Below are 16,900 nucleotides of genomic sequence, written 5' to 3'. Positions count from 1 at the left end.
TTATGGTTCGAGCCTCGCACACTCCTGAACGTCGGTCAAGGGCCAGTATGGAGCGCGTTCGTGATGTTCGTGAAGATTGGCCTCCTGCTGGCGCGTGAGCGGATGCCCGGCTTCATATGCCGGACCGGTTTCAACCGCTTTGCGAGTGACGTCCACCAACACCTGATGTTCGGTCCAACTGACTTGATCGACCCAGGCCCGAGAGATCAGGACATGTTTGCCCGGCATCCGGCGATGAGTATCGACGTCGATATAGCGTACCGCCCAGTGTTTGTCGTCGAAAATGAAATCAGCCACTCTGCCGATCAGCCCATCGGTTGCCAGCACCTCATAGCCGGCCACTTCATCGCAACTGCGCAGGTGCGGGTCGGCCGGCTCTCCTTTGAGTGTCAGCCGCGCTTGCATTTCGTGGGCAACCGCGGCCTCACGGGACTCCCGTAGCGTCTCCACGCCAGCTGACGAGTCAACCCAGGGAATCACCGGATACATACTTGCGCCCCACAGATTCGCGCCCTCCCAATAGTTCGGATAGCCGTAATAATTGTGGTAATCAACTTCATGCTGACGACACACCGGCTTGTCGGTGTCGATGTCCGGGCTGTCCTTTACTTGCCGCTGTGTCAGGCTCACACGCATCACGTTATCGACCCAGGTCGTGTCGCGCACCGAGATCGGCGAGATAAGCACACGGCGGCTGGCCAACCATGTGCCGGTCTCTACCACGAGGTAGCGTATCACCCAGCGCTCGTCGTCGAAATACAGGTCCTTGACCGTGCCGATTTCGCCGTCATTGGCATGAATATGACAGCCGAGCAATTCCTTCACGTTGTGCAGCATTGGCTTGTTCCAGTAGGGTCCGATATCGCTTGCCGAACCCGGATGACCGGACACGGCATACCGCACGGAATCAATCCGCCGGCCAGCTCAATGATTATTTGCCGACCTGATTGCCGACCAGGCCGCCCACGGCCGCGCCGCCGACGGTGCCCAAGGCGCTGCCGCCGGTGAGCACGGCGCCGGCCACCGCGCCGACCCCGGCACCGGCCACGGTATCCTGGCCTTGTCGAGACATGCCCGCGCAACCGGCGAGACCGATTGCGATGAAAAATACAGCCGCGTTGATTGAAAATGCACGGGAGTTATTCATTTCGATACTCCTTGTATTGCCCCATGGCACGAGATCGCGCCAAATTCGACGCTGAATATCCGCTTCAAAATATTAAATATTTTTTTATATAGTTCGGATAATTGATTGAAGGAAGTTGAATAATTTATTTTCTTCCCATCCAAGCAATTTTAGACCCATCATCATATCGGGTCTGTACGGCAGCACACATAGTTGAAGATGGCGATTGACCTGAGATTCTTGATCTCGAGTTGGGCTATACGGATGGCGTGACGCTGCTCAAAAATACCGTCTGCGAGCGCCGGTAACACGGCGCGCCGGATTATGGGTGCCGTCTGCGGCCGAGATCTCATCGCGCGTCGCCGGTCCCGTCAGCAACATAGCACAAGGCGGTCAAGCCCGAGTCTCGAGGGCACCTGGACGGATCACCGGCAGATTCAAGTGGCCGGCCACTGCCAATTCCGGATTTCGGGTTTGTCGATGCCCTCGGTGTCCGCATAAAGAAGGTTGGCGACGATCTGGTCTTTCAACCATTCTTTCAGGTGTGCGCCGTGGCCTTGCAGCCCCGGCACCCGGTCGATGACGTCGATCGCCAGATTGAAGCGGTCTACCTGATTCTTGATGGCTAACTCGAGCGGTGTATTGATGTTGCCCTTTTCCTTGTATCCGCGCACATGAATATTGGCATGGTTGGCTCTGCGGTAAGTGAATTTGTGAATCAGCCACGGATAGCCGTGAAAATTGAAAATCACAGGCTTGTTTTTGGTAAATAGCGAATCGAAATCCTTATCGGAAAGGCCATGGGGATGCTCGGTGTCGGGTTGGAGGCGATACAGGTCAACGACATTGACGAAGCGAATTTTCATGTCGGGGAAATGCTGTCTTAAGATAGCGACGGCGGCCAGCGCCTCGCGAGTCAAAATGTCACCGGCACTCGCTATCACCACATCGGGGTCCTCGCCGCCGTCGTTACTGGCCCATTTCCAGATGCCGATACCCTTGGTGCAATGGTCGATCGCGGCCTCTATGTCGAGGTAGACGAGATGAAGCTGTTTGTCGGCGACGATCACATTCACATAATCCATGCTGCGCAGGCAATGATCGACCACGCTGAGCAGGCAATTCGCATCGGGTGGAAGGTAAATGCGCGTGATTTCCGCGCTTTTGTTGCTCACCAAATCCAGAAAGCCAGGGTCCTGATGTGTGAAGCCATTGTGATCCTGGCGCCATACCAATGATGAAATCAGAAGATTGAGCGAGGCGATGGGCGGGCGCCACGCGGATTGCAGCTTTGCCTTTTCGAGCCATTTCGCATGCTGGTTGTACATTGAATCGATGATATGGACGAAGGCCTCATAGGTGTTGAATATGCCATGGCGTCCCGTCAGCAGATAGCCTTCCAGCCAGCCCTCGAGGGTATGTTCGCTGAGCATTTCCATCACGCGACCGTCGGGAGAGATGTCCGTGCCGTCGGCGTCTTCCGGCCGAATCTCCGCAAGCCAAGTCTTCGAACTGACTTCATAGACACCCTGAAGGCGATTGGAGGCGTTCTCATCTGGACTGAAAAGACGAAAGTTATTCATGTTGCGTCGCATCACGTCGCGCAGGAATTTGCCCAGGGTCGCGGTGGGTGACGCCGACTTGGTGCCGGGACTGCTCGAAGGCACCGCATAGTCGCGAAAGCCCGGGAGATCCAATCGCTTGTACAACTTTCCCCCATTAGCGTGTGGGTTGGCGCTCATGCGGCGCGCCCCCTTGGGTGGCAAATCCCGCAGCTCAGCTACCAGCGTGCCATGCTCATCAAACAATTCCTCGGGTCGATAGCTGCGCATCCATTGCTCGACGATCCGCAAGTGTTCGGGGTTCGATTGGACATCCGGCACAGGTACCTGGTGGGCACGCCAGGAGCCCTCCACCCGGTGTCCGTCCACTTCCTTTGGCCCAGTCCACCCTTTGGGTGATCTCAGGATAATCATTGGCCAGCGAGGCCTCTTGGGTTCTCCGGTACGTCGGGCCTCGGCCCGGATGGCGCGAATCTGCCGCACGCAGGCATCGACCGTGGCTGCCATCCGCTGATGCATCAATGAGGGGGCGTCGCCTTCGACCAAGTATGGCGTCCAGCCGTAACCCTTGAAGAGGTCCTCGAGTTCCTGCGGCGTGATGCGAGACAGTAGTGTGGGATTGGCGATTTTGTAACCGTTCAAATGCAGGATCGGCAGCACGGCGCCATCGCGAATCGGATTGAGAAATTTGTTGGAGTGCCACGAGGTAGCCAGCGGCCCGGTCTCTGCTTCGCCGTCGCCGACGACCACACTGACGATCAAATCGGGGTTGTCGAAGGCGGCGCCGAAGGCATGCGATACGCTGTAGCCCAGTTCGCCACCTTCATGAATCGATCCGGGCACCTCCGGCGTGCAGTGGCTGCCGAGCTGCCCCGGAAATGAAAAGGCGCGAAAGAGTTTGAGCAAGCCGGCTTCGTCCTGGCTCTTGTCCGTATAGACTTCCGAGTAGGTGCCTTCGAGATAGCAGTTGGCAATGACGGCCGGTGCCCCATGGCCGGGGCCGCTCAGGTAAATCATGTCAAGATCGTATTTGCGTATGGCGCGGTTCAGGTGCACCCACGTGAAGGTCTGGCCAGGGTCGGACCCCCAATGTCCAAGCAACCGCCGTTTGAAGTGCTCGGGGCGAAGCGGCGCCCTTAGAAGCGGGTTGTCGCGCAGGTAGATCATTCCGGCGCACAGGTAATTGCAAGCGCGCCAATAAGCGTCAATCCTGCCAAGTTCGTCGGCCCCCAGCGCCGCAGCGTCGGTGATCGGTTGGGCCCCCGCGGGGTGTCGAGATGTCATGCGGCCATGCTCCTGAGGGCTCGTTCACCCTCCCGGGCCCCATTTCGTTGGGCACTACGGCGATTGACTGGCCGGGAAAGTTGGCAAGTCAGCCAATAAAGCTCATAAGCGTCCCATCACTAGCAAGACAACGAGCATGATCAGCACCAGCCCGAGCAGTCCGCTCGGCCTATAACCCCATCCGCGGCTGTGCGGCCAGGTGGGGAATGCGCCGATAAGCAGGAGAACCACAATAAACAGCAATATGGTTCCCAGTCCGATTGTCATGATTTATCTCCGTTATTCCGGCTGCAACGCAATCAGCCACATTGATATCGACCTGCCTAGTACGCGGGACGGTCTTTATCGGGCATGCCTTGATCGTGGTTTTGTCGATGGGAAGATTCGTCTCGCCTCATGTGCTGGTCACCGTGGTCATAACCACCATCGTGCTCGTAGGGCCCTCCTCCGTACCCGGGGCCCCAATAGCACCCCGCGAGGACAACTGTCACGATCGTCAAAATCAGATTGCGGGCAAATTTCACGATAACCTCCTGCGCAAACCGTCGGCAACGCGAACCCTTTTCGAAAGTCGATGCGCTCTAGAGCAGGGGTTCGTCGTAATAAGGTCTGGTGCCGTAGTAAGAGTGGATTTCCTTTGCCCACGCCTGATCCACCATATCCGGCCACTTTTCCTTGTCGAATCCGGGAGCCTGTTTTAGACGGTCTTTCTCAACATGGAGCACGAAGCGCTTGTTGTTAAGGTCCAGCGTCAAGGCACTCCATGGCACCGCGAACAGCTTTTCCCCCATGCTCAGGAAGCCGCCAAAGGAAAGAACGGCATAACCCACTTTTCCGTTGCGCATGTCGAGCATGATGTCCTTGATCTGTCCAAGGTCTTCGCCTTTGTGGTTGTAAACATCGTTTCCGATGAGTGTATCTGCGCCCATCAGTTCGGGGCCGGGGCCGCGCCGTGCGTCGGGCCCGGGCGCCATGCCGGTACGCCCCTTGTACATGCCATAGGTATCGCGATCTTCATAATTCATTTTCATTACCTCTTATCCGCCGTGGCTCAACGTGATCTTGCCCCGCTTTTACCGGACACAGTCCGACAGCCTAATTAGCGCCATTTTCCAGAGCCTGGCGCCTTCGCTCTTTCCTAAACATGCGCGGCGATTTATAGCCCAGCGCTGAATGAGGATGAACCTCATTGAAATGCCTGAATGCGCCGGGCAGTTGAGCCAACACGGCGGCCCCGCTGCTGCGGTCCATGCTGCCGACGTAGTCGCGCTTGAACGTGTTCACAAAGCTCTCCGCCATTCCATTCGATTGTGGGCTGTTCACCGGCGTGTGCACGGGCTTGATGCCCAGCGCGCGCGCCAACGCGTGCGTTTCGTTCGCGCGGAAGGCGCCGCCGTTATCGCTCAAAAACTCAACCATCACAACGCGCTCGTCAGCTGTGCCGAAGCGCGCCTCGACCGCCTCAATCATCATGTCACGGACCGGCTCGCCCGGAAGGCCGCGGCCGGTCCAGGCACGCCAGGAGATGATCTCGCGATCGCAGCAGTCCTTCATGAACACGCCGGTCACCACCTCGCCGTTCTCACAAGCAATCTCGAAGCCGTCCGAGCACCAGCGCCGGTTCGATTCCTCGACCGCTACCTTGCCCGCGTGAGGACGACCGCTGTCACGCCGCTTTGGCGATTTCGGTAGCAGCAACCCTTGCTCCTTCATCACCCGGTACATGCGCTTATGGTTCACGGGGCGCAGGCCTATCAGGCTGCGCGTGCGGTTCACCAAAGCACCGGCGCGGCGATAGCCGTATGTTGGCAATGCCGTAATTTCGGCGCGCACGGCATCGGCAATCATCGCGTCGCCAATCGGGTCGGCCTTGGCCAGAACGCGGGCATCGACCCAATCTGCGGGGCGTTTCAGAAGATCAACAACATGCGAGCGCGCTACACCGAGGACAACGCAAACCGGCTTCACTGGCCGTCCTTGTCCGATAAGGGTGAGCGCGCAATCCACTTTTTTTCGCGCGCTATCTCGACCGCCTCGCGCAGAATTTCCGCTTCCATCGTCTTTTTGCCCAGCATGCGTTGCAACTGGGCGATCTGGGCGCGGGCCGCCGCTAATTCGCTCGCAGGCACCACTGATTCCCCCGCATGCACCGCAACCAGTGCGCCTTCGCGCTCGAGCTTTCGCCAGTTGAACAGCTGGCTGGCACTAATACCGTGCCGACGAGCGACTAACGAGACGCTCATACCAGGCTCGTACGTTTCCTTGACCAGCGAAGCCTTTTCTTGCGCTGACCACCGGCGCCGCCGCTCTTGGGAAACCGTCACTACTTCGATGGCTTGCGTGTTTCTAGTCATATTCACAGTCTTACTCCTATCCGAAAGGATACCGTACAGACCGTGTCCGGTGAATCAAGGGGCTATCTCAAACGATCCTTCTTAAGATCGTTTTTGATGTCGCCGTATTTCGTTTGAACCTTGCCAAGAGTTTTTTGCAGCTTGCCTTTTTCTTCGAGTCTCACGTCACCGGTCACCTTCCCTGTCGTTTCCTTGACGTTGCCCGTTACTTCCTTTACGCGGCCTTTCACTTGATCTTTGTTCATCACAACCTCAAGACATTTAATGTCCAAAAACTACGGAACGCTTGACTTGATGTCATTCGATCAGTTTATTCATCATGGACCCGAAGCACGGCGAAGTCTGTTCGCCGGGGCACATAGACAATGAATTTGAAATGTATTGCTCATTCTTTTTCAAGAAGGTCTGACATATCGTGAGCATGTTCTTCTTCTACAGCCAGTATTTCTTCAATCATGCGACGCGTAGTCGGATCTCGATCGCCGAGATAAGTCACCATCTCACGATAGCTGTCGATTGCTATGCGTTCGGCTACAAGGTTTTCCGTGATCATGTCTCGCAAATCCGTTCCTTCCACGTACTCGGAATGACTGCGTTGCGCAAGTCCATCGGGAGAAAAATTAGGTGCACCGCCCAATTGAATGATCCGACCAGCAATCCGATCCGCATGTTGCTGTTCTTCGCCCGCATGGGCGGCAAACTCCGCAGCCACCGGTTCGGCGTGAATGCCGCTGGCCATGAATTGATGGCGTTTATAACGCAGTACGCAAACCAGTTCGGTCGCCAGCGCATCGTTCAATAGTCTGAGGACGACCTCGCGGTCGGCCGCATAACCTTGGGTCACTGCACCGGCGTTCAGGTGTTGCCGTGCCTTGGCGCGAATTGCTTTGACATCCATGGCGAAATTGTCGGCTGAATGTTGTTTTCTGCTCTTGGAACGCATGTTGTTGCCTCGCTATTGATGGGCTGCCCTGATGTGAGATCGAATTGCCTCATCGTGTGTGTTGCTAACGTCTGACCACGCCCAATAGAAGCGTCACCACAAATATCAGCAGAAAGATGAAAAACAGGATCTTGGCGATTCCTACCGCGCCGGCGGCGATGCCGGTAAATCCAAACAGGCCGGCGACCAGGGCAATGACGAAAAATATAACGGCGTAGTAAAGCATTGCGGGTACTCCTTAAGCGGGGAAAGCCTTGCAAGCGCTCGGCCAGGGAAAATACGCCGCGAACCGGTGTGAGCCGCCGGCCTGCGGAACCGGCCAGAGTTAGCCGACGTCGATCGTCGTGTGTGGTATGTTCAGTGCAGTGCAGTGCAGCGGTAAATCACGACTAGCGGAGGTATCGCGAGCTCACTATGTATCGGACAGGAATCCGATTGCCGTCGGAGCCCGCTCGACTGGCACTGCTTTTCCGATATCAGCCTAGCGGCAGGCTTGGCCACCGTCGGTACGGTGGCGTACATACTACGGTCTTTCTGTCACGAAATAGCTGGTCATTTGGAGTTACCCATGCCCGCCCCTCACACTTTCCATCAGAACCATCTGCTGGCTGTCTTGCCGACCGAAGAGCTGGAAAGTCTGGCACCTCACCTGGAACTGGTAGCCATGCCGCTTGGCGAGGTGCTTTACGAATCCGGCAGTCAACTGCATCAAGTCTATTTTCCCACCACATCCATCGTCTCGCTGCTCTACGTAATGGCCGACGGCGCATCCGCCGAAATCGCGGTGGTGGGCAACGAAGGCATTATTGGCGTCGCCCTATTCATGGGCGGAGAGACGATGCCAAATCGCGCGGTGGTGCAAAGCGCGGGGCATGCCTACCGGTTGCCTGGGCAGGTGTTGAAACAGGAATTCAACCGTGCCATCGCCTTGCAGCATCTGCTGCTGCGCTATACCCAGGCGTTGCTCACGCAAATGGCGCAAACCGCCGTGTGCAACCGCCACCATTCGCTAGACCAGCAACTGTGCCGGTGGCTGCTGCTCAGCCTCGATCGCTTGCCTTCCAACGAGTTGCGCATGACCCAGGAGTTGATTGCCAATATGCTGGGCGTGCGCCGCGAGGGCGTCACGGAAGCAGCGGGGAAATTGCAGCGTGCTGGACTAATTCACTACAGCCGGGGCTGCATTACGATCACGGATCGGCCGGGGCTCGAAGCGCGCGCTTGCGAATGCTATAGCGTCGTGAAGAGAGAGTTCGACCGCCTGCTCCCCAGCACGCATGCCGATTGACGAACGTTGCCGGCTGGCTCCGAATTGAGCTGAAGTCATCCGCATTGCCCCCGCGTATGTACGCTGCCGAACATACACATGGACTCATTGGGCGATAATCTAGCGCGGTTCCGCTCTATCGTACCCCCTTGCGGAATATTTCGCCCACCGTTTTGGTGGGTTTTTTTCAAAATGCGGCACGACAAGCAGTCGGGGCCGCTACCAGTCCCAACCTCCGCCGCCCTTGTCGCGCACGCCGTTATGCGGCCGGCCTTACTGGACCTTCAACTTGGTGATCTTCGTGCCTTCAATGCTGAGATTTGCCATCAATCCCTGATTGGTCATGACGATGACGTCAACCGGTTCGGTCGCTGTGTTCACGTCGATGTCACCGTTTGCGCCGGCCTTGATGACCGCCACCGAGGCATCGGCCCCCACGGTCCAGCCTTGGCTGTCGCGGAATTTCTGCAGGGCATCCTGCGTCATGAACAGGAAAATGATGGCCTTGGATTGTGCGCCGATTTGCAAGCCGTACGAACCGGTTACCGTATTGTAGTAACCGACCGTCCTATTCCCGACGCGCAATGCGCCTTCGCCATATTCGCCGCCGATAATGAAACCGGCTGCCAGCACGGACGGGAATACCAGTACGCCGCGCGCTTTGCCGACCAGCTCACGGGAACTCGGCATTGTGCTGTAGAGCCGGTTGAGCGTGGTTTGCATGCTCGCGTCTATCTGTTGCACTTTATCCGTCGAGGCGACGCCGGTCATGCCCGTGGTGGTACAACCGCCGAGCACCGTTCCGACGACGTACAGCGATATCGCCAATTTGACCATAAGATTTCTTTTCTTTTGCATGACGCTCTCCATTTTCATCACCGCGTGGACGGTGATCACTGGGCACATAAAGCTGTGACAAAGCCCCGTGCCGACTCAACAGGTTCCGGTGTTTGGACGATCCGCGGGACGCCGCATGGGTTTGCTAGTGCGGGACGACAATCACTGTATTGCCTTTTGCGCCGGTCGCACCCGTGTAGCCCGTTGCACCGGTATCACCCGTGGCCCCGGTGCTGCCGGTCGCTCCGGTATAGCCAGTGGCGCCCGTAGCCCCTGTGTCGCCCGTGTAGCCGGTATTGCCTGTGCTGCCGGTTTCCCCTTGCGGCCCGGCCGGGCCGGTACAAGCGCTCAGCGCGATTACAAACAGCGCAGCCGCAATCAAGTTGATATTTTTCATGATGATTTCTTCCTTTGTCCTGCGTAAAACACTGACATGATTGTGAGTGTTCTTCCGGAATGGATCAGCGTCTGGCGGAAATCATCAGCATTTGCGGACCAAGCCTGCGCCTGCGAGCAAGAAGACCAACTCCATTTGTCACGCGCCGCCGAGGCGGCCGCATCACCATCAATTGTCAGCTTACCCCTGCGCTCGCTTCATCGTCGGTGCGTCAGCGAACATACGCGCAGCAAGGCGCCAGTGGCTGGGTCGGTGACGTCAGTCGCGGGCTTCTCGACGAAGCCTCAATTCCAGTTCCTTTGCCGCAGTGATATCGACAAAGGTAATGACAGCGCCGTCGATGACGTTGTCGAGTCGGCGATATGGCATGATGCGTACCGCGAACCACCGGCCGTCATTGCTGAGAATCTGCTTTTCCGACGGGACCAGCGTGCGCAGTGTCTCGCACGCATCGTCTTGCAGCGCCGGATATTGCAATGAGGTGGTGAGATCGCTCAGGGGCCGGCCGACATCGCTTTCCCGCAGGTTGATGATTTTGGAGGTGCGCTCGGTATAGCGGCTGACATTGAGCTCTTGATCCAGGAACAGCATGGCGATGTCGGTGCTATTGAGCAGGTTCTTCATATCGCTCTGAGCGAGCGATAGATCGTCGAGCTTGCGCTGCATCTCGGCGTTGATCGTTTGCAGCTCCTCGTTCATCGACTGCATTTCCTCCTTCGACGTCGTCAATTCCTCGTTGGCCGACTGCAGCTCCTCGTTGGTGGATTGCAGCTCTTCATTGGTCGATTGCAGCTCTTCCCGGGAGATGCGCGCCTCCTCTCGCAGCGCCAGTATCTCCTCGTGGCATCGCTGCAATGCTGCCGCATGGGATGCCTCAAGCGCACTGGGCGTCTTGCGCCGGCGCCCCGCTGCGGCGGGAACATCACGGAACACGATGATGAACATGCCCCGCAGAGCTATCGGCTCCTTGAGCGCCTGTATCGTCACATCGACCAGCTGGCTGCCCTGGGTGCTCTGCGCCTGCAGACCGGTCAACTGCACCGGCTCGCTTTGCTCCGCGGCCCGCTGTAACCCGGTCGCAATCGGCAGGCGGATGCCATCGCGCGCCATCGCATGAAAATTCCAATTGACCTTGCCCGCGGCAGGTTCGAGATATTTTCCGGTGCGGCCGCTGATGTATACGATATCGCCCGAGCTGTTGACCACCACAGCGGGCGGGGCATAAACCTGCAGCAACAGATTGTCCGCCGCCTTCTGCAAGTTCTCATGGAGCTGCGCCGGAAGTCTTGAGGTAGGCACGGTTTGCTCCATTTTCATTGTCGACAGTGGGGGGAATGATTGCGCCAGGAAGTTGACGCCATCGAAATGGGTATTCTCACGCCGTGCATAGAGTCGCAGCTTCGATTCGATCGGGGTGAATAAACGGTCGAATTGCCCTGTTGTTTCTGAGTTTCCCAGCAGCAGGATGCCGCCCGCGCGCAGGCTGTAGTGGAACAGCGGCAGCAGCCGGCGCTGCAGCGCCGCATCGAAGTAGATCATCAGGTTGCGGCAAGACAGTATGTCGAGCTTGGTGAAGGGCGGGTCGAGCACAACGTCTTGCTGGGCAAACAGCACCATATCGCGAATTCTCTGGCTGACCCCGTAGCGTCCTTCATGACAGGTGAAAAAAAGTGCCAGCCGTTCGGCGGATACGCTGGTATCGATGGAGGCCGGATAGACGCCGCGCCGCGCCGTGGCGATAGCATCCGGGCTCAAGTCGGTGGCAAAGATTTGCAATGTTCTGTCCCGCAGTTGCAAGCGCTGCATCGCTTCCTCAAAGACGATCGCCAGCGAATAGGCCTCCTCGCCGGTCGAACATCCCACCACCCAGGCGCGCAGCTTTTTTTCCCGAGCACTGCTCGCCAGCAGCGCCGGCAAGGTGGTTTCCGCCAGATGCTGCCAGACCGCGGCATCGCGAAAGAAACTCGTGACGCCGATCAGCAGTTCCTTGAACAGCAGGTCGATCTCTTGGGGATTCTTCTCCAGGAAATCTGCATACCGCGCCAACGAACTTATCGAATGAATCGCCATGCGGCGCTCGATGCGGCGCCGCAGCGTACTGGGTTTGTAGCTTGAGAAATCGTGCCGGCCACGCGCGAGCAGCAGTGCCACGACTGCGGCAAGCGGATCGGAGCACGTTCCTTCGGCCATGTGATCGACCGGCGCGTCGTCCGTTTTCTTTGGCCTTTGCGGCCCTGGGCTTTTACCGATGTAGGCCAGAATGCGCGCCACAATTTCTTCCGGTGGCACAATGATGTCCACGCATCCGGTCTCGATCGCGCTTTTGGGCATGGCGTCGAACTGGGCGGATTCCGGCAATTGCGCGATGGTCAGGCCGCCAAGCGCCTTGACGGCCCGGACCCCTTGCGTGCCGTCGGAGCCCATCCCGGACAAAATCACAACGATGGCGTGTTCGCTCTGATCGCGTGCCAGCGACGAAAACAACGCATTGATCGGCAGGCGCATGCCACGTGGCGCTGGCGGGGGCTGCAAGTGCAGCAGGCCGCCGGCGACGCTCAGCTCGGTGTTCGGGGGAATGACATAAACGCTGTCAGGCGCGATATGCATCGCGTCCTGAGCCTGGCACACCGGCATCATGGTGAAGCGCTGCAGCAGTTCCGCCAGAAACGCCTTGTGGGTCGGATCCAGGTGTTGCACCACCACGTAGGCAAGACCGCTGTTCGGCGGGACTCGAGCCAGGCATTGCTCGAGCGCGGCCAGACCGCCGGCCGACGCGCCGATGCCGACAATCCGCGGCGTTACCTGATCGTCATCGACGGGATGTTGGCCAGGCGATTTGCGCATGATTCGATTGACCTTGTTGGCTACCTGCCTCGCAGGCCGAAGCGCACCGCGGTCACGGCGGGCAGGCGCCGCAATACCCGGACTCAGGTCACGGAATCGGTCATTGTGAGTAAAAGAGCGCCGCTTTGCGGCGCGACGCTCGCGACGGCCTGAAGAATGGACGTGCCGGATTGCACCGCGCGACTTGCCTTGCGGAAATGTCCCGGCTCCTGATCCGCGAGAAGTGACGAGAGCAGCGTCAGTAATGGCAGCCGACTTCCCGGCGCAAAAAAAATATCGATTCTCTGCCCCAACAGGGCGTCATGCGCGACACCGAGAATCTCGCCTGCCATGAAGTTGGCTTCAAGAATGACGTAATCCGAGTCCAGGATTAAATAGCCAACCGGGGCATGGGCATAGAGCTCAACGTATCGGTTGAGCGCGAGCGTCAACTCGCGCGCGTCTTGCTCCATCTGTTCATGCTGGATATCCAGTTCCACCTGAAAGACCTGCAGCTCATGGAGGATTTTGAGCACATCGCCGGCGTAGGCCGGATCGTTGGCAAGCTGGTGCAGCAAAGCCAGGGTTCCGGCACTGACCGCTCCACCGTTTGTCGGCAGCGCCGTGCCGTCTTCGAGGTATGCCATCGCTCGAGAGCGCAATTGCAACTGATTATGGAGATCAGCAGTGTTCATCAGTGTTTCCCTCTAATCAACCCGTTGCAACTCTGTGTTACGGCTTACTCAGCCCTGTCAAGGCAAGTGTCGTCTTGAAACTCTTTATTGATGGTAGCAGATTCCTTGCCGATCGCCGAAAAACAACCACGTTATGATCGTTGAATGAGATCGCCCTTGCTTAGCCCGTTTCCTGGTGGTCTCCTTGTGCGGCAATTGTGCCAGCAGCGGTTGCGTTGCCTTTCAGAACCCACTCGAAGCCTACCGCAATGAGCGCGCCCAGTAGCGGACCGGCAACGTAGATCCAGGTGGTGCTCAAGTCGCCGCGCATCAGGTCGGGGGCGAACGAGCGAACAGGATTCATCGACGCTCCGCTGATGGGCGATGCCCAAAAACCTGCCAGAGCGATATATCCACCGATCGCCAGCGCGCCGTTCGAACCGATATTTCGAGCGCCCGATGCGGTGCCGAGAATTGTGCTGACCAACCCTGTCGTCAACAGAATTTCCATCGCCAACGCTTTAACATCGCTCACACCGGAGCCGGGCGTGGTGGCACCGAGCAACGCGGCGGTACCGAACATCGCTCGGAGAAAAGATGCCGCGGCGATTCCCCCGACCAGTTGAGCGCCGATGTAACCCGGCACACGGCGCCACGGGAAATTGCGCCGCGCGGCAAACGCCAATGTGACAGCCGGATTTAAATGGGCGCCGCTGACAGTCCCCATGAAATAAATGATAGCCATGACCATCAGGCCCGGCGCCGCGACCTTCATACCCGGGGTTATCTCACCGCCGCTCCGGGCACCGACCACGGCAGCGCCCGCAGCAACAACCACCAGGAGGAAGGTCCCCCAGGCTTCGGAGAATAGACGCCGCCACTCGTGGGCAAACTCCAGAAAATCGGGCGGCGGCGAGCCGCGCAGCATAAGCTGCTCTGAAGTCAATTTACCCGATTGAGCCTTCGTCATAATGGCCTCCATCAAACGAGCCGCGCTCTCTTCTTCAGACGATTTTGCAGGGAATCATCGCATCTTCATCGAACATATAGACTGCACAGAGTCGATGATAGCCGTCGGCAATGACCAGCCGGCCTTGATCCGGGTTTCTGAATAGCAAAAGCGGCGACAACTTCTTTCCCCGGGTGATACGAGCCCGATCCTTTTCAACATGACTGTTGCTGACCCCAAGCAGCGAAACACCGGAAGCCCGAAAGATGTCCTTTGCGGCGAGTGTTGTCATTGCTGCACTCGTCAATTCAACAGCCGCGAGCCTCGCCGCCTGTGGCAATAAAATCAAGCGCAAATAGGCTTCCGCTGCCGGATAATCGTGCGGCTGAGGCGCTTTGAGCCATTTGATCTTTGTTTTCTTCATCGCAATACTGTCAACTGTGCGCCGTCGCTGCCTGGCAAGCGCGAATATCGCCGATATCATCGCGGCATCGGCTTGTCTGTCGTTACGGCCATACCGGGTGCGGCTTTGCCAGGAAACGCCATTTCTCGGAGGATGGTGCCCACTACAGCATCCGATTTGCCGCGCTGAATTTTTCGATGGTGGTAGGGTTCGATTTCTCGGTAGCGAATTTTTTCGAACGCGTCAAAACGAATAACGGATCAGAAAAAAACCTGGGCGGCTGGACCAAGCTGATTTTTGACCAGCCTCGCAGCGGCCTGCCTCGCCCTCCTTCGTCCTCCCACCTGCAGAGGTCAATTCGGGACTGCGGTAATTCATTGTCGATAGCCAACGTCAGTACCTCATCGAGTACCGAGATAAGACGCGACGCCATCTCGGCGAAACCCACTTCATAGTAGCAACGCTAGCGATGCGGGAGCCGGCTGTCTGTACGCCAGCGCACGCAGCAACTCTATTTCGTCGGCGCGGCGCCAACAGGCGTCAAGATATGTTGCAAACTGATGGGAATGTGCTCACACTGGGCTCAGATGTATGACGCCGTGATGCTGTAATGCGCCCGCGTATCTTCACTTGCCGTTGATTTGGATGCGCTATTCGATTCGCAACCTGGCTGGCTGGTGATGCCCCGTCCTGCACGCCGCGCTTCGCGATCTCGCAACAATGTTGCCGCCCCTCATTTCATCCCGGCACGCTCACTTCGGTCGTGTCTAGCGAATTTCGTCATATACACAGAGGCACAATATGTTTACTGCCGTTCTTCCGGTTCATAAGGGATTCGAAATTCAGACCTTGATATATCCAAACCATGATATGCACGGCATCCAAATCAAGCGGGTGCCCAAACGAGATCAAGGGTACCAGGTGTCGGTGCGGATTTTTCGCGCGGGGATCGTACCGACGGATCTGACCAGCCGCATGTTCAAGCTTTCGGAAGCGCTCTCATACGATGCGATCGGTGAAGCCAGACGCGCCGGCGAGAAGCATGGCCGCGAGATCATCGATGGCGATGTGAAGGACGAGTCGGTCGCCGATTTGTAGCTTGCGATGTTGCGTGTCGAAGGCCCGGGCTGCGGGCAAGGGTTCTGCAACCGCCTCTATGCAGCCTCGCTGGCTATGCGCCGCCACGAGTTTGCGTAGTTGCCATTTGATCAAAAAATGCGTGACCAGTCTGGCGTCGCTTGGCGCAATACATGGCTGCATCGGCGTTTTTGAGCAACGCCGTTGACGTCATGCCATCTGACGGGTATATCGCAATGCCAATGCTGGGGCGCATGCTGAACGCGACGCCGTCGATTACCAAAGGCGCCGATATGGCCTCGAACAACTTGCCGGCGAGATTGCTCAGATGAGCGCGATCAGGCACATTTGAGAACAAGCAGGCAAATTCATCGCCGCCCAAGCGGCTGACGATGTCCTCGATACGCACTGTGCGCGCCAGTCGAGCGGCGACAATCTTGATGAGTTCATCACCCACATGGTGCCCATGCGCATCGTTGATCCTCTTGAAATGGTCCAGATCCAGGTAAAGCACGGCCAAGGTCTGACGCTGCTTCTGATGAGCGAGCAGCGCATTATTGAGCCATTCCCGAAAGAAAACACGATTCGGTAATGTGGTGAGGTCGTCGTGCAAGGCCAGGTGGCGCACACGTCTTCCCTCCGACAGCGTCCCGACCAAATCGGCTCGCGCCGCAACAAGTGCGGCGCGAGCGTTGCATACTTCCGATTCGAGTTGTCTGAGCCGCGCCTTCTCCTGCAATAGCAGGTCATGCAGTTGCTCCAACATCGCCGCGCACAACAGCATATTCTCCTTGGCCGCCCTGCGCGATTCGCATGCCGCGTCTCTGAGTGCGGTACTCAGCGGGATAGCGACGCCTGACTCGAACCGCGATTTAATCGCGCTAAGCAGATTGACGCTGTCCGTGATCCCTTCCGCAATTGCCGAAGCAGCCAGCGACCGGTTGTTGTTATTGGTGCAAGGTTGTGATTTCGAGATTGCGTCGTCGGGGGCGGCAGCGCCATCCTCTGATCCGTGACGCAGTTCACCGTGACGCAGTTCAGATACCAGATTTTGTTTTTTTTGCATCTTTTGAACCTCCAGAAACAATCTTCCCCAGTTCAGTTGATTTGAGGAAAAGCATTGGAAGGATTAATCCAGTCATGACTGGGTGGACCACGGACTTTATTTGATTGGAAGAACCACCCTCGACGTGGCGTCCTCGCG

18 protein-coding genes and 1 pseudogene are annotated in these 16,900 nt (G+C 57.6%); 2 read left to right on the top strand and 17 right to left on the bottom strand.

Annotated elements, in window-relative coordinates:
* The 9 genes from PATSB16_RS08885 to PATSB16_RS08845 form a co-directional block, all read right to left on the bottom strand.
* Complete coding sequence (locus PATSB16_RS08885; protein ID WP_047213817.1) at positions 1 to 837, bottom strand: PRC-barrel domain containing protein; 837 nt, start codon at positions 835 to 837, stop codon at positions 1 to 3.
* A 94-nt stretch (positions 838 to 931) separates the two neighbouring features.
* Positions 932 to 1,147, bottom strand: a complete 216-nt coding sequence (locus tag PATSB16_RS08880; protein ID WP_047213816.1) for a glycine zipper 2TM domain-containing protein — start codon at positions 1,145 to 1,147, stop codon at positions 932 to 934.
* A gap of 416 nt (positions 1,148 to 1,563) precedes the next feature.
* Positions 1,564 to 3,972 (bottom strand): phosphoketolase family protein, encoded by a 2,409-nt coding sequence (locus tag PATSB16_RS08875; RefSeq protein WP_047213815.1) that lies wholly within the window; start codon positions 3,970 to 3,972, stop codon positions 1,564 to 1,566.
* Between the two features lie 102 nt (positions 3,973 to 4,074).
* Positions 4,075 to 4,239, bottom strand: coding sequence for a DUF3309 family protein (locus tag PATSB16_RS08870; RefSeq protein ID WP_047213814.1), 165 nt, complete (start codon positions 4,237 to 4,239; stop codon positions 4,075 to 4,077).
* Positions 4,240 to 4,553: 314 nt separating this feature from the next.
* On the bottom strand, positions 4,554 to 5,003 hold the full coding sequence (locus tag PATSB16_RS08865) for a PRC-barrel domain-containing protein (RefSeq protein ID WP_335645849.1): 450 nt from the start codon (positions 5,001 to 5,003) through the stop codon (positions 4,554 to 4,556).
* Positions 5,004 to 5,067: 64 nt separating this feature from the next.
* Positions 5,068 to 6,326 (bottom strand): IS3 family transposase gene (locus PATSB16_RS08860; protein WP_237170324.1). Its coding sequence is split into 2 segments (ribosomal slippage): positions 5,068 to 5,987 and positions 5,987 to 6,326, totalling 1,260 coding nucleotides; the frame shifts between segments, so codons are not numbered across the junction.
* A gap of 62 nt (positions 6,327 to 6,388) precedes the next feature.
* Positions 6,389 to 6,571, bottom strand: a complete 183-nt coding sequence (locus tag PATSB16_RS08855) for a CsbD family protein (protein WP_047213811.1) — start codon at positions 6,569 to 6,571, stop codon at positions 6,389 to 6,391.
* Between the two features lie 140 nt (positions 6,572 to 6,711).
* A complete protein-coding gene (locus tag PATSB16_RS08850) occupies positions 6,712 to 7,269 on the bottom strand; it encodes a ferritin-like domain-containing protein (RefSeq protein ID WP_047213810.1) in 558 nt (185 codons plus the stop codon).
* 64 nt (positions 7,270 to 7,333) lie between these two features.
* Positions 7,334 to 7,495, bottom strand: coding sequence for a DUF1328 domain-containing protein (locus PATSB16_RS08845; RefSeq protein WP_047213809.1), 162 nt, complete (start codon positions 7,493 to 7,495; stop codon positions 7,334 to 7,336).
* Between the two features lie 342 nt (positions 7,496 to 7,837).
* On the opposite strand from PATSB16_RS08845, the gene PATSB16_RS08840 reads away from it, so the two are divergent.
* Complete coding sequence (locus PATSB16_RS08840) at positions 7,838 to 8,557, top strand: Crp/Fnr family transcriptional regulator (RefSeq protein ID WP_047213808.1); 720 nt, start codon at positions 7,838 to 7,840, stop codon at positions 8,555 to 8,557.
* A 252-nt stretch (positions 8,558 to 8,809) separates the two neighbouring features.
* Here PATSB16_RS08840 and PATSB16_RS08835 read toward each other — a convergent pair whose 3' ends face one another.
* The 7 genes and pseudogenes from PATSB16_RS08835 to PATSB16_RS08810 all read right to left on the bottom strand — a co-directional run bounded on the left by PATSB16_RS08835 (position 8,810) and on the right by PATSB16_RS08810 (position 14,640).
* Positions 8,810 to 9,406: a BPSL1445 family SYLF domain-containing lipoprotein gene (locus PATSB16_RS08835; RefSeq protein ID WP_272481997.1), complete on the bottom strand. Its 597-nt coding sequence runs from the start codon at positions 9,404 to 9,406 to the stop codon at positions 8,810 to 8,812.
* Between the two features lie 112 nt (positions 9,407 to 9,518).
* Complete coding sequence (locus PATSB16_RS08830; protein WP_047213806.1) at positions 9,519 to 9,770, bottom strand: collagen-like protein; 252 nt, start codon at positions 9,768 to 9,770, stop codon at positions 9,519 to 9,521.
* 258 nt (positions 9,771 to 10,028) lie between these two features.
* Positions 10,029 to 11,921: a CheR family methyltransferase gene (locus PATSB16_RS08825; RefSeq protein WP_237170360.1), complete on the bottom strand. Its 1,893-nt coding sequence runs from the start codon at positions 11,919 to 11,921 to the stop codon at positions 10,029 to 10,031.
* A 168-nt stretch (positions 11,922 to 12,089) separates the two neighbouring features.
* Positions 12,090 to 12,614: pseudogene (locus PATSB16_RS21105) on the bottom strand (chemotaxis protein CheB); the annotation flags it as partial.
* Positions 12,615 to 12,697: 83 nt separating this feature from the next.
* Entirely contained in the window at positions 12,698 to 13,288 is a 591-nt protein-coding gene (locus PATSB16_RS08820) for a PAS domain-containing protein (protein ID WP_047213804.1), read from the bottom strand.
* A 160-nt stretch (positions 13,289 to 13,448) separates the two neighbouring features.
* Positions 13,449 to 14,237, bottom strand: a complete 789-nt coding sequence (locus PATSB16_RS08815; protein WP_052892808.1) for an MIP/aquaporin family protein — start codon at positions 14,235 to 14,237, stop codon at positions 13,449 to 13,451.
* 34 nt (positions 14,238 to 14,271) lie between these two features.
* Complete coding sequence (locus PATSB16_RS08810) at positions 14,272 to 14,640, bottom strand: hypothetical protein (RefSeq protein WP_156884690.1); 369 nt, start codon at positions 14,638 to 14,640, stop codon at positions 14,272 to 14,274.
* Positions 14,641 to 15,420: 780 nt separating this feature from the next.
* Between PATSB16_RS08810 and PATSB16_RS08800 the strand changes: the two genes are divergently transcribed.
* On the top strand, positions 15,421 to 15,717 hold the full coding sequence (locus PATSB16_RS08800; RefSeq protein ID WP_052892632.1) for a hypothetical protein: 297 nt from the start codon (positions 15,421 to 15,423) through the stop codon (positions 15,715 to 15,717).
* Positions 15,718 to 15,790: 73 nt separating this feature from the next.
* Here PATSB16_RS08800 and PATSB16_RS08795 read toward each other — a convergent pair whose 3' ends face one another.
* Positions 15,791 to 16,762: a GGDEF domain-containing protein gene (locus tag PATSB16_RS08795; protein ID WP_072628628.1), complete on the bottom strand. Its 972-nt coding sequence runs from the start codon at positions 16,760 to 16,762 to the stop codon at positions 15,791 to 15,793.
* Between the last annotated feature and the right edge of the window lie 138 nt (positions 16,763 to 16,900).

The organism is Pandoraea thiooxydans (genome assembly GCF_001931675.1).
Taxonomy (GTDB): domain Bacteria; phylum Pseudomonadota; class Gammaproteobacteria; order Burkholderiales; family Burkholderiaceae; genus Pandoraea; species Pandoraea thiooxydans.
This window is presented reverse-complemented; position numbering and strand designations above follow the sequence as displayed.

Coding starts and splice junctions, on each gene's coding strand:
- PATSB16_RS08885 (WP_047213817.1), bottom strand. CDS start 837: ATGCTGCACAACGTGAAGGAATTGCTCGGCTGTCATATTCATGCCAAT.
- PATSB16_RS08880 (WP_047213816.1), bottom strand. CDS start 1,147: ATGAATAACTCCCGTGCATTTTCAATCAACGCGGCTGTATTTTTCATC.
- PATSB16_RS08875 (WP_047213815.1), bottom strand. CDS start 3,972: ATGACATCTCGACACCCCGCGGGGGCCCAACCGATCACCGACGCTGCG.
- PATSB16_RS08870 (WP_047213814.1), bottom strand. CDS start 4,239: ATGACAATCGGACTGGGAACCATATTGCTGTTTATTGTGGTTCTCCTG.
- PATSB16_RS08865 (WP_335645849.1), bottom strand. CDS start 5,003: ATGAAAATGAATTATGAAGATCGCGATACCTATGGCATGTACAAGGGG.
- PATSB16_RS08855 (WP_047213811.1), bottom strand. CDS start 6,571: ATGAACAAAGATCAAGTGAAAGGCCGCGTAAAGGAAGTAACGGGCAAC.
- PATSB16_RS08850 (WP_047213810.1), bottom strand. CDS start 7,269: ATGCGTTCCAAGAGCAGAAAACAACATTCAGCCGACAATTTCGCCATG.
- PATSB16_RS08845 (WP_047213809.1), bottom strand. CDS start 7,495: ATGCTTTACTACGCCGTTATATTTTTCGTCATTGCCCTGGTCGCCGGC.
- PATSB16_RS08840 (WP_047213808.1), top strand. CDS start 7,838: ATGCCCGCCCCTCACACTTTCCATCAGAACCATCTGCTGGCTGTCTTG.
- PATSB16_RS08835 (WP_272481997.1), bottom strand. CDS start 9,406: ATGGAGAGCGTCATGCAAAAGAAAAGAAATCTTATGGTCAAATTGGCG.
- PATSB16_RS08830 (WP_047213806.1), bottom strand. CDS start 9,770: ATGAAAAATATCAACTTGATTGCGGCTGCGCTGTTTGTAATCGCGCTG.
- PATSB16_RS08820 (WP_047213804.1), bottom strand. CDS start 13,288: ATGAACACTGCTGATCTCCATAATCAGTTGCAATTGCGCTCTCGAGCG.
- PATSB16_RS08815 (WP_052892808.1), bottom strand. CDS start 14,237: ATGACGAAGGCTCAATCGGGTAAATTGACTTCAGAGCAGCTTATGCTG.
- PATSB16_RS08810 (WP_156884690.1), bottom strand. CDS start 14,640: ATGAAGAAAACAAAGATCAAATGGCTCAAAGCGCCTCAGCCGCACGAT.
- PATSB16_RS08800 (WP_052892632.1), top strand. CDS start 15,421: ATGTTTACTGCCGTTCTTCCGGTTCATAAGGGATTCGAAATTCAGACC.
- PATSB16_RS08795 (WP_072628628.1), bottom strand. CDS start 16,762: ATGCAAAAAAAACAAAATCTGGTATCTGAACTGCGTCACGGTGAACTG.